This window comes from Rummeliibacillus sp. TYF005 (genome assembly GCF_003844195.1).
Classification (GTDB): Bacteria; Bacillota; Bacilli; order Bacillales_A; family Planococcaceae; genus Rummeliibacillus.
The window spans coordinates 19,808-32,157 of the sequence record NZ_ML122562.1 but is presented as its reverse complement, the minus strand read 5'-3'; the positions used below and the strand labels follow the sequence as shown (position 1 = coordinate 32,157).

Genomic DNA, 12,350 nt, shown 5'->3' with positions numbered 1-12,350 from the left:
ATGGAAAAGAGGTGTATTCAACTGAAAGCGAATACAGTAACAAATGAGGTCAAGGGAAGAAAGAAGCGGGTTAGGTCTGAATCGAGAAAAGATATGTATTCTGCCTATTTATACATTGCTCCTTTCTTTATTATTTTTGCGATTATTGGTTTGTATCCGGCTATATTTAGTATTTATTTAGCATTTCAAAAATGGAACGGTCTTAGCCCTATGATCCCTGCCGGATTGGAGAACTTTAAAATTGTCTTAACTGATTCTCTTTTCTGGAAGGCGGTTTATAATACAATCGTTATGGGAATCATGGGAACCGCTCCTCAAATCTTGTTTGGAATCATTTTTGCCTACTTGTTAAATATGGCATTTCTAAGATTTAGAAATTTCTTCAGAGTCACCATTTTTATGCCTTATATTACTTCAATGGTAGCGGTAGCCCTCATTTTTAGTGTGCTGTTTAGTGACCATGAATCTTCCTTAGCCAACTATGTATTAAGTTTAGCAGGACTTGATCCGGTGAGTTGGACTAGGTCAGAATGGGGAACGAAACTTGCGATTTCAATTATGGTATTTTGGCGATGGGTTGGCTATAACACGATTATTTATCTTGCTGGAATTCAAAGTATCCCAAATGATTTGTATGAAGCTGCTTCAATTGATGGTGCAAGCAAAATACAGCAATTCCGACATATAACCATACCTATGCTGAAGCCGTTTATCATATTGACTGTCTTTACGTCCACCGTGGGAGCACTTCAATTATTTTCTGAGCCAACTGTATTTTTGGGAAATGATGCCTTTACGAGAGATGAGGCAATGACAATCGTGATGTACTTGTATCGTGATGCATTTAGATTACAATCCTTTGGCACCGCATCTGCAACAGCAATCATATTATTAATATTGATCACAGCGCTTGCAGCAATCAATGTATACTTATCATCTGGTATAGGAAGAAAAAGGAGGAATGGATGATGAAAATAATAGAAAGGGCAAGAAAATTTTCTAGTGGCAAACTCCTTGTCTATATTTTATTAGTCATTACCTCTATATTATCTTTATTCCCGTTTTATTGGATGTTTGTAATGGCTACTAGACCTAGCTCAGCCTTTAACTCGATTCCTCCTACGATTACACCGGGGAATATGTTGGTTGAAAATTTTAAAAAGGTATTAAATCAAATTGATTTCTTCGGTTCAATATGGAACTCATTTGTCATTTGTGCCATTGTAACAATCGTTGTTTTGATCATTAGTTCATTGGCTGGTTTTGCATTTGCGAAGTTTACTTTCCCAGGGAAAAATATTCTTTTCATTGCAATTTTGTTAACGATGATTATTCCTCCGCAATTAGGTTTAATACCTCAATATTTCTTAATATCAAAAGCAGGTTTGCTTGATACCTTACCAGGTGTAATGGTTTTGTTCTTCTTAAATCCATTGGGAATCTTTCTCATGAGGCAATATATCAGTAAATCAGTCCCTGATGAACTTATTGAGGCGGCTAAATTGGATGGTTGCTCGAATTTTAGAATTTACCGCAACATTGTCCTTCCGATTATTCTACCAGCAATTGCAACTGTAGGTATTATTGTTTTTACCGCAGTATGGGGAGAGTTCCTATGGCAGTTTACCGTTTTGAGGGATCCGGAGAATTATACAATTCAAGTAGCATTAGCCCAATTAAGCAATACCCGAAATGTGGACTTTGGGATGATTATGTCGGGTGTATTTTGGGCAACTGTACCGCTACTAGTGGTCTTTTTATCATTCAACAAGTTATTTATTTCAAGTATTACTGAAGGATCTGTGAAATAAATAAAAGAAATTACTCAAACTTAGAAGGGATTAACATGAATTTAACCATTAAAGATATTGCGCAAATGGCAAATGTTTCAAAAGGAACTGTTTCAAAAGTGATCAATAATTATAAAGGAATAAGTGAAGAAACAAAGAAAAAAGTTATGGATATTATTAACCAAAGTGGGTATGAGCCTAACTTTTCTGCTAGATCATTGGCAACAAAAAAATCAAATCTGATTGGTTTAATATATGCCGGTAGAATTAATGTAGATATGACCCATTCTTATTTTAATGAGATTCTATCTTCTTTTAAGAAAAATATAGGTTTACTAGGATACGATATTTTAATGTTTTCAAACGAAAAATTTAATACGGATAATGGCAGTTATATAGCAAGATGCCGGCATTTCAATGTTGATGGTTGTTTAATCATTGCAGGAGAAGAAGTAGAGGAAGCTACCTACGATATAGCTGTAGAGGGCTTACCCTGCATCGGAATAGATATCGAGTTAAAAGGACCAAAGGCAAGTTACATCATGACGGATAATGTGGGTTTGGCAAGAAAAGTGGTAGAGTATCTCTATCTTCATGCCATAAAAAAAATTGGTTTTATTGGTGGTAAGTTCGATTCTCCTGTTTCTACCTATCGTAAACAAGGTTTCTTAGAGGCAATGAATCAATTCGGTCTGGAAATTTGTGAGGATTGGATTCAATATGGTGATTTTCATGAGGAAAGCGGTTATGTGGCAATGAAGCGAATACTGCAAAGTAAAAAGCTGCCAGAGGCTGTTTTTTCTACGTCAGATATGATGGCACTTGGAGCATTGCAAGCGATTAAAGAGGCAGGCTTGAACTGTCCTCAAGATATCCGGTTAATTGGGTGTGACGATATTGCAGCGTGTCGATATAGTCATCCAAAATTAACGACAGTGAAACAGGATAAAGAGAAGTTTGGTAAATTATCCGCCTATATGCTCGACGATTTGATTAATGACCGGTCACAATTAAAACCAGTATTTATTGACTCAGAATTGATAATCAGGGAATCGTGTTGAATAAATTCGGCTATATTGCTAGATTCCCGGAAATATTCAATTTAATAATAAAGTTCAGATATTTCGTAAATGCTATTCTATTGCGACAAAAGAAAGAATTGGATAAATAGCCTTTTATAAAAAATAAGGTTGCAGGAGGTTATATGGTGAATTACTACGCGGTGTTTGATGTTGGAGGCTCTGCCATAAAATATGCTCTGATGGATGAAACAGGTTCTTTTATTGAAAAATCCTCCCTTCCGACTCCTAAAAAGAGTCTAGCCGAATTTATAGATACAATTGGTGATATTGTGGGTGAGTTTAAGAAAAGCTATTTGGTAAAAGGGCTGGCTATTAGTATACCAGGTGCCGTGAATGTTGAAACGGGGATTATTGAGGGATCATCCGCTCTTCCATATATTCATGGACCCAATATAAAAGACCTTCTTCAGGATAGAACGGAGTTACCTGTTGAGCTAGAAAATGATGCAAATTGTGCTGGATTGGCAGAAGGTTGGATTGGTGCAGCAAAGGATGTGAAGGATTATCTTTGTATAGTGCTTGGTATCGGTATTGGAGGTGCAGTGGTTCTCGATAAAAAGCTTCGACATGGGAAAAATGGTTTTGCGGGAGAATTTGGGTATATGTTGATGGAGGACTATCTGGGGCCGAATACTGGAGAATCCTATAGTTCTTTAGCAGCGGTAGGCGGATTAATCCAACAGGTTGCTAAACGAAAAGGAATAGACCCCAATGTTCTGACAGGTAAAAAGATATTTGAGCTAGCTGAAAATGGGGACACGGAAGTAGCGGATGAAATTGATAAGTTTATGAGACGACTTGCTGTTGGCATATATAATCTACATTTCATCCTCGATCCGGAGAAGATTTTGATTGGAGGGGCAATCAGTCATCGAGAGGGATTTGTCGAGAAGATTAATGAAAAATTACAGCAAATGAAATATGAACCAGAAGGTTTAACGGTTAAAGTAGAAAGATGTCAGTTTGGCAATGATTCTAATTTAATCGGTGCTCTATATCATTTTTTACAACGGCAGAAGGACATACTTTAGATTTGAAGATTTCGAGAGTCTCTAAGAACAATGGTATAAAAGGGAAAAGCAACAACTGGGTGGAAGGGAGAGTACGATAATGCATAAAACATTGAAACCGTTTCCGACGAACTTCTTATGGGGAGCTGCTTCAGCTGCCTACCAAATTGAAGGTGCATGGAATAAGGACGGGAAAGGGATGAGTAATTGGGACAAATTTGTTCGTATCCCCGGTAAGACATTTAAAGGAACGACGGGAGATGTCGCTGTAGACCACTATCATCGTTATAAGGATGATATCCATTTAATGGCGGAAATGGGCTTAAAGGCTTACCGTTTTTCCGTATCTTGGCCCCGTATTTTTCCGAATGGAAGAGGCGAGATTAACGAGAAGGGCGTTGCCTTTTATGATAATTTAATTAATGAACTGCTTAAAAATCAAATTGAGCCCATCTTGACCTTGTATCATTGGGATTTACCTCAAGCACTTCAGGATGAATATGGTGGCTGGGAATCTCGAAGAATCATTGAGGACTTTACCAATTATGGTGTGGAATGTTTTAAACGCTTTGGAGACCGTGTAAAGTACTGGGTCAGCTTAAATGAACAAAATATTTTTACAAGCCATGGGTATAATGAGGGCTCACATCCACCGGGTATAAAGGATACAAAGCTGTTTTATCAGGTGAATCACCACGCAAATCTAGCCAATGCCAGTGTCATCAAAGCATTTCGTCATTATGTTCCGGATGGTCAAATTGGCCCAAGCTTTGCGTACTCGCCAGCCTATCCTGCTTCTTCAAAGCCGCAAGATATATTGGCTGCTGAAAATGCTGAGGATCTAAACAGCCATTGGTGGATGGATATTTATACTTGGGGGAAATACCCGAAGGCTACCTGGAACTACTTAGTAGAAGAAGGTCTTGCACCAGAAGTGGAAGAAAGGGACTTTACCTTATTAAGAGAAGGCAAGCCAGATTTTATGGGCTTAAACTACTATCAAAGCACGACATTTGAAGTCAACCCATTAGAATATGGAGTGGGTGCCGGTGAGATGAATACAACAGGCATCAAGGGAACATCAAAGGATTCGGGTATTCCAGGGTTGTTTAAAACTAAGGTGAATCCCAACCTAGAACGCACTAATTGGGATTGGACTATAGATCCCCAAGGATTAAGGATTGCACTTCGCCGAATCACGAACCGATATGATTTACCGATTTTGATAAGTGAAAATGGGCTCGGTGAATTTGATAAGCTAGAAGATCAGGACAAAGTCCATGATGACTACAGGATTGAGTATCTACAAGCACATATTGAGGCTATTCAAGAAGCCATCTCAGACGGTGTCGAAATGCTTGGCTATTGTGTTTGGTCATTCACGGATTTACTAAGTTGGCTGAACGGTTTCCAAAAACGCTATGGGTTCATCTATGTTAATCAGCATGAAGAAGGAACTCATGACCTGCGTCGTATCAAAAAGGACAGCTTCTATTGGTACAAAAAAGTCATCGAATCGAACGGAATCTAAAGAGCGGAGGATTACTTCGCTTTCTTTTTTTTGCAAATAATTAAGAGGGTTTAACCGATTGAAAAGAGCTAGTGGAAGTGGAGAAAATGACCAAACAAGATGCTTAACTAATACAGAAATCTCCTCTGAGGTAATTAAAGCAATCTTTCAAAAAGAAGCAAATATATTGTTGGAATGATAGAATCTTGAGAAAAACGACCTTCATGAATGAGTATACATAGTAGAAATAACGTTCTTAAATAAAAGTTTTGTAACTTAATATTTACAAACATAATGAAATAATTTAAAATTTAACCAAATATTAGAAAATACATTAAGCGTAGTAAAGAAAATCTATTGTGAAGTGAGCTGTTGGTTAGTGTGAAATAGTCAATATATATCCAAACTCGTCCAGGTATATTTGCTGATACTGTTGAGAAGGAATTTTTGTTCTTTAGGAGGGGAAACATCTAGAATTAAAAATTGAAAATTCAACTTACAAGATTGGTGTATATGCATTGCTTGGTTCTGCAATATTAACATCTATCAGCCAAGTATTTTATGCAAATCAGGTTCAATCAGTACATCCTTTTTTATTTACGGGTATTAGTTTCTTTATAACAGCTCTCTATTTTCAAGTATTTACATTTAAACAACGGCTAAAAAACGATTGGGTAGAAGCTAGAAAGCCATTATTAAAACTAAATATAGCTTCCGCGATAACATTCATGGGCTTCTATTTTGCATTAAAGTATGTTGAACCAGCAATCGTTAGTTCATTAGAAATGGGTATAGCTCCATTATTTATTTTAATTTTAATGATGTTACAACGAAAAATAATATCAACAAAAAAATGGATTATATCAATCGGCACATTAGCAGCATGTTTAATGCTTATATGGGCAGTTATCAATGGTGCTTCGGGAATAGCATCTCAAATTTCATCTAAAATGTTTATAGGGATATTCGCTAGTATCCTTTGTGGAATAGGGGCAGTTTTTTGTTCTGAGTATTCAAAACAATTAAGTGATATTGGTTGGACAAGTTCTATGATTTTATCAAAGCGATATATCGGAATTATCTTGATTTCGTTTATTTTTACATATGATTTAATCACTCCTTACTTCATGGAAAATATTATTTGGATTCTAATAGTCACAATTAGTGGTGTTCTTATTCCAAATTACTTATTACAAAAAGGCATTCAATATACGAATACTTTTTTAGTCATGATGTCACTTAGCTTTATCCCGGTATTTACATTTCTATTCCAACTATTCGACACGCGTATCCACTTTTCACTCGTAACATGCGTAGGCGTACTTTTATTATTTATATGTGGAATCAGTAGTTTACAAGATGAAGATGTTAAAAAAGGTTCCTAAATGATGAAATCACCCTCAACTGGCGAACAGTATTTATGTATTATGGGGTATGTTTTATAAAAATGGACACCACAGTGAAGTGATGTCCATTTTTACAAATTAATTTAGTTGTGGCTCTTCTGCGCGCGCTGCTTGAACACGTTTCCCAATCAAGCCATATACAATTGTCATTAACACTACACTAGCAACCATTACCGAAACACTTGGCACAATAAATGTTTTACTCATTGAGAAAATAACTTCTGTACGGAACCAGCTTTGGAACGGTATCCCTACACCTAACAGCGCCGCAAAAAATCCTATTTTCACTACAATATGTTTTCCCTTCATTTTCCCAATCATCGCGTTAATAAATAAACGTAACAGCGCTAACCCTGACCCAACGAAGAAAAACGTTACTAAATATCCTTTCACTTCTTCATCTAATACAAATGCTTTCCCTACTAATCCAATAATTATGACACTCGCTATCGCAATTAACATTTTCGATAATTTACTCAATCATTGTTCCTCCTCAAAATTGAACACCTTGTTCTGTTTCTGTAATTATCATAAAGCGAATGGGTGTTTGAAGCAATGCACAAAATTGAACACTATGTTGATTTTTAGTATTGGTTTAATATTGGGATCCTTAAATAAGGCTGTTTTTAAAAGATTGTTGGGTCTTCGATGCTTTTACGGTTACTCTAGTTTCCACATTAACAGTGATACTTTTTGGATGATTTGAATTGTATGTACATAATTTAGCATAGAGGTATTTTTCAATCTAATGTAGCAAAAGCAATAGCAATCTTTAATAATCTGGCGTTTCTGTTGAGAGTAAATATTTATTGTTATAGTATTATACAAGGTGAACCTAATCATAAGTAAGTGCGGTATCTATAAAACCAACTAAACCAACGATGTTTTAGTTGGTTTTATACTATAATGGAATAAAAAAGAAGTGGAGTCTAACATAATGGGGAAAATTTTTCGAGGGATAGTTTTAGCGATTATTGGAATATTAGGGGTCATATTAAGTTTACTTTCATCTACAGATTTAATTAGCTCCCCTAATAGCAACTTAAATTCTAAGAAAATTGATAAAAATATTAAAAAGCTTAGAGAATTAAGATGGTTTAATGACTTATACATAGATGAACGACATCATAAAAGTTTCTTTATAAATGTGAGAGTGAGAAAATATCTTCAAAGTAACATTTTGGTTTCACGGTTAAAAAACAATAAAAAAGAACAGCAAAAGTTTATTCAGCTCTTAGAATATGTAGCAAAGAAACGTGATTAAATTTAGTTTAAAAAACCGCATTTAGCGACATTACGGTGAACCTTATCATAAGTAAGTGCTGTTTAAATTAGGCATATGAAATGAGTGAGTTCATATGCCTTTTATTATTTAATAATATATAAAGGAAGTTTTAGGAGGTTCTAATATTTAATGAAATTTCAATTTATAGATACATATTACGAGGGACATAAATTAGTACCAGATTTTTATCATAATTGGTATCAGGCTTTACATATAGAATCACCATTTGATAGTACGAATGCACTTACGTATCAAATAATTAAGGAAGTACAGTCTTTATTATTTGAAAGCGAAGATGAGCTGTTTATAGTAGCAAATAGTTATCCCAGTTTTAAAAATAAAACGACTTACCCAAATATTTTTAAAAGATATATGAAAAGCCCTAAGAAAAAACATGAGGTACAACTAGCAAACTTTGAGTGGCTGTTTGATGATGATGTTATCAAAGTCCAGCAAATTGTTTGGTCATGTAAAGTTTCAGAAATCAAATTATCACTGCTATTGAAAGCACTAGCTAATAAAGACTTTCCAAAGCTTCGTCCACAATTAAATAGAAAAAATAGTATGTTCGCTCCTGATGTTTTTATAATTAATCAACGTACAAAGTGTATCGTACATGTTTATGATGATCGTGGAATTGAAATAATGAATGTAGATAAAAAATATAATCTATTAATAAAAACGCATTTAGTGACACGGTGAAATTTATCATAAATAAGTGTTATTACTATTTTCATCTTCTAAAAATAGATTGGTTGTAGCATTGTAGATGAGATTTATGGGTTCACCTATTATAAAGGTTATAGCGTTTATGTGTAGCGAATTGTTTTTCCATTCTTTAAATTCAATTTCATCCAAGCTAAAAGGGTTTTCGATTTCGATCAACGCATTTTCTAATCGACCGGATATTTGGCAAATAGGAGTATTGAGTATAAAAATTGTATAGTAGTCTGATAAGATGAGTTTTCCAATTGGAGATAATGTAATATTTCTTATCGTGCGAAATACATCATCAATAAAATCTTTAACTTGAAAATCGTCCGGGTTATCTCGATTGAGTTCATATAAAAAAGTATCTGTAAGTACATAACAATATTGGTTTTCAGAAGAAATGGCAACGGATCTTGGTTTGCCGCGAAATTGGCCATAAAAAGTATCATAGTTTTCGTCTTCGAATTTTACCCAAGTCCAATCTTCTGTTGAAAAAGTGGCATCGTATATTTTTTCGGGATACATTCCAGAGATAGGAGGCTCTGTAATTTCAGCAGTTAGTAGCATAGATATCCTCTCCTTAATTAAAAAGCTTTAGTATTTAAAAGTAATAACTGTTTTCTCAGTAGTTATCATATCAAAGATTTTTGCTGTTCCTCTTCTTTATTTAGCATAACATTCCACATCCATAAATAATTTATGAATTATTCCACAATCGGGCGCAATTCGTGATTCAGAATTGTGCATTTTCAGTACTAGAAACAATGTTTATGTAAATGTAAATGTTTAAGAAGGCTTATAAAAGCAGTTAAATGAACAAGTAATAGCCAAATTTTATATTTGAAAAATATAATGCAATGGACTCTACTAATTTTTATTGAAACTTAACAGTACATAGTTCGACCTACTGTAATAAGATTAATATTGTAATATACTATTATAAATAGGTTAACAATGTTAATATATGTTTTATTCAAAGATCTCTTAAATATTCAGTGAAAAATTAGAAGGAGTCCTAAAATGAAAAAGAGAATAAACTATTTAATCTTACTTTTAACTACCATCTTTGTCGTTGGTTGTACGAGCGTAGAAGATGCTTCCGTTACAGGTAAAGAAACAGATTCACAAGAAGTCACAACAAGTGAAACAGATTCACAAGAAGTAACAACAAATAATACCGAAAAAGAGCAAACAACTGTAAGTGAAAAATCAGATTCAGAAAAAACATCAACTCCATCAAAAGATGAACTGTTCAAAGGATACAAACTGATTAAAGTTGATGGTGGTAATTTGTCTGGACATCGTGAACCCAAAGTTGTTGTTGACATTGGTTATGGAAACCGGAAGTATTGGGCTTTCACGAATGAATATGGGCAGCTAATACGTGTTATTGCTGACGAAGTGGTTCTACAAAATGACCGTACTGAACCTGTAACATCGTCTGGCAGATACTATTCTGATGAAGCAAAAGTTCCTGGTGTCGAAAGAGCAGATTTAGATGAAGGACATATCATTGCAGATTCTCTCGGAGGGGTATCAAATGCTTACAATATTACGCCGCAAGATAGTACGCTAAACCGACATGGTAATCAAGCGTATATGGAAGATGCCATTCGTAAAGCTGGTGGGGCTACTAATTTTGAAGCAATTATCACATATCCTAATACGAAAACACAGATTCCTTCTCATTATAAGTACACGTACACTTTAAGAGGGCATGAGATTGTAGATGAGTTTGATAATGGTAACCCTGATAAGATCAATAAATCTCTAGGATTAACTGAAAGTAAATCTACCAGCTCAAATAAGTCGACTAGTACTAATAAGTCCAATTCATCGAATGGCACTAAAGATGTTTCTAGTGTTGATACAGATGGTAATGGACAAGTAACGATTAAAGAAGCTAAAGCAGCTGGTTTTAAAATGCCGATAACAAGGGATCACTGGTTATATAAATATATGGACGATCGAGATAATGATGGTGTGGTAGGGGAATAAGCACGCAGCTAAAATTTAAGGCAAATTAATAAAAAAACGGATAACATTACAAAATATTTGACTGTGATTGTTAAATTAAACTTAGATTTTCAAACTATTTTATTGTTATATTTAATTTCTGGATTGCAATAATATCGTCGGAAAGCTTTGTCGTGATTGTATAAAGTGTATGAAAGAAATCCAAAGATATAGAAGAAGTAATCGTAGCAAAGCAATTGGTAGCATAGGAGGAATGTATGAGTAAATTGACCATAGTATTTGCAATTTCACTCGCACTACTTATATATGGCGGTGCCAATCTATATATTGGTCATCGTCTCTATAGGGGGCTTGTGCTTATTTTTACGAGGATCAATAAATGGGTATTTGCGTGTGTGTATGGTGTTATTGCATTTATCTATTTACTACAATTTTTACCTTTACCAGGAGCTATCAATGAGTTAGTGACAACGTCTTCTTCTTACTGGTTGGGGATTTTCGTTTATTTATTATTATGGTTTGTAGTGATTGATGTTGTAATATTTATCGGGAAGTTATGTAAGCTGATTCCTTCGCCCGTTCCTAAAGTTGTCCGCTTGTGCTCTTGGGGACTCGCTATTTTATGTACGATTGGTTTTGTTGGATATGGCATCTATAATGCGACGCAGATTAAAGAAGTGAAGTATAAAATTTCGACGAAGGATTCGGTTGTTTCCCCACAGATGAAAATTGTTGTAATTAGTGATTTACATTTAGGGGCGATACAATCAGAAAATCGCCTAGAGGAAATAGTTGAGAAAATAAATGCGATGAAACCAGATTTAATTGCAATTCCAGGCGATATTTTTAATGATGATTTTGATGCGGTAAAAAATCCTAAACGTGTTAGTGAATTATTCAAACAACTAGAAGCTCCTTATGGTGTATACGCAACGCTTGGTAACCATGATGGTGGTAAAACATTTCATCAAATGGTGAAGTTGCTTAAAGATAGTAACATCATGTTACTAAAAGATGAGTATGTCATAATTGATGATCGCTTTGCATTAGCTGGCCGTTTAGATTCGTCACCTATCCGTGGGTATGGTGGTTTAAAGAGAAAAGATATGCATGATTCGTTAGCGAAAATTGATCCGAAACTTCCACTGATTGTCTTAGATCATAAGCCGAGTCATCTAGAGGAATATAGTAATAATGTGGATTTAATCTTATCTGGTCATACGCATAAAGGTCAAATTTTTCCAGGTAGCTTAATAACAAACCAAATATATGTAGTCGATTATGGACATTATCAAAAAAATCCTAAAAGTCCACATGTCATTGTGACATCAGGTGTGGGTACATGGGGTATGCCAATGCGCGTCGGTACGAATAATGAAATTGTAGAAATTCTTTTGGATTAAAAATAGACTATTATAGTTGAAAGGGGCCGTAATTATACGGTCCTTTTTAATATAGAGGATTTTTTTGCATAACAACTCAAAAAAATCTGGATATTTATCTTAATAGCTCTGTTAACTAAATTTATCGTTTAAATATGGATTCTTCCTAACGAAGCAGGATAGTTCAATAAGGAAAT

At 34.8% G+C, this 12,350-nt stretch carries 12 protein-coding genes; 10 read left to right on the top strand and 2 right to left on the bottom strand.

Annotated elements, in window-relative coordinates:
• Window positions 1-93: 93 nt before the first annotated feature.
• The 6 genes from CW357_RS11365 (at window position 94) to CW357_RS11340 (ending at window position 6,777) form a co-directional block, all read left to right on the top strand.
• A complete protein-coding gene (locus CW357_RS11365) occupies window positions 94-969 on the top strand; it encodes a carbohydrate ABC transporter permease (RefSeq protein ID WP_241155079.1) in 876 nt (291 codons plus the stop codon).
• A complete protein-coding gene (locus CW357_RS11360) occupies window positions 969-1,811 on the top strand; it encodes a carbohydrate ABC transporter permease (RefSeq protein ID WP_369973763.1) in 843 nt (280 codons plus the stop codon). The genes CW357_RS11365 and CW357_RS11360 overlap by 1 nt, the downstream gene beginning before the upstream one ends.
• 35 nt (window positions 1,812-1,846) lie before the next feature.
• Window positions 1,847-2,851, top strand: coding sequence for a LacI family DNA-binding transcriptional regulator (locus CW357_RS11355; protein ID WP_124218103.1), 1,005 nt, complete (start codon window positions 1,847-1,849; stop codon window positions 2,849-2,851).
• A 146-nt stretch (window positions 2,852-2,997) separates the two neighbouring features.
• A complete protein-coding gene (locus tag CW357_RS11350) occupies window positions 2,998-3,903 on the top strand; it encodes an ROK family protein (protein ID WP_124218102.1) in 906 nt (301 codons plus the stop codon).
• A 76-nt stretch (window positions 3,904-3,979) separates the two neighbouring features.
• A complete protein-coding gene (locus tag CW357_RS11345; RefSeq protein WP_124218101.1) occupies window positions 3,980-5,413 on the top strand; it encodes a glycoside hydrolase family 1 protein in 1,434 nt (477 codons plus the stop codon).
• Between the two features lie 461 nt (window positions 5,414-5,874).
• Entirely contained in the window at window positions 5,875-6,777 is a 903-nt protein-coding gene (locus tag CW357_RS11340; RefSeq protein WP_124218100.1) for a DMT family transporter, read from the top strand.
• A gap of 99 nt (window positions 6,778-6,876) precedes the next feature.
• On the opposite strand, the gene CW357_RS11335 is transcribed toward CW357_RS11340, so the two are convergent.
• Window positions 6,877-7,278 (bottom strand): MFS transporter permease, encoded by a 402-nt coding sequence (locus tag CW357_RS11335; protein WP_119415263.1) that lies wholly within the window; start codon window positions 7,276-7,278, stop codon window positions 6,877-6,879.
• A 457-nt stretch (window positions 7,279-7,735) separates the two neighbouring features.
• On the opposite strand from CW357_RS11335, the gene CW357_RS11330 reads away from it, so the two are divergent.
• Both CW357_RS11330 and CW357_RS11325 read left to right on the top strand, forming a co-directional pair.
• Entirely contained in the window at window positions 7,736-8,062 is a 327-nt protein-coding gene (locus CW357_RS11330) for a nitrite reductase (protein ID WP_119415262.1), read from the top strand.
• A gap of 150 nt (window positions 8,063-8,212) precedes the next feature.
• Complete coding sequence (locus tag CW357_RS11325) at window positions 8,213-8,785, top strand: DUF3885 domain-containing protein (protein ID WP_119415261.1); 573 nt, start codon at window positions 8,213-8,215, stop codon at window positions 8,783-8,785.
• Between the two features lie 6 nt (window positions 8,786-8,791).
• On the opposite strand, the gene CW357_RS11320 is transcribed toward CW357_RS11325, so the two are convergent.
• A complete protein-coding gene (locus tag CW357_RS11320; RefSeq protein WP_124218099.1) occupies window positions 8,792-9,361 on the bottom strand; it encodes a hypothetical protein in 570 nt (189 codons plus the stop codon).
• A gap of 453 nt (window positions 9,362-9,814) precedes the next feature.
• Here CW357_RS11320 and CW357_RS11315 point away from each other — a divergent pair, with 453 nt between their 5' ends.
• Complete coding sequence (locus CW357_RS11315; protein WP_124218098.1) at window positions 9,815-10,792, top strand: DNA/RNA non-specific endonuclease; 978 nt, start codon at window positions 9,815-9,817, stop codon at window positions 10,790-10,792.
• A 236-nt stretch (window positions 10,793-11,028) separates the two neighbouring features.
• Window positions 11,029-12,174 (top strand): metallophosphoesterase, encoded by a 1,146-nt coding sequence (locus tag CW357_RS11310; RefSeq protein WP_124218097.1) that lies wholly within the window; start codon window positions 11,029-11,031, stop codon window positions 12,172-12,174.
• The last annotated feature ends 176 nt before the right edge of the window (window positions 12,175-12,350 follow it).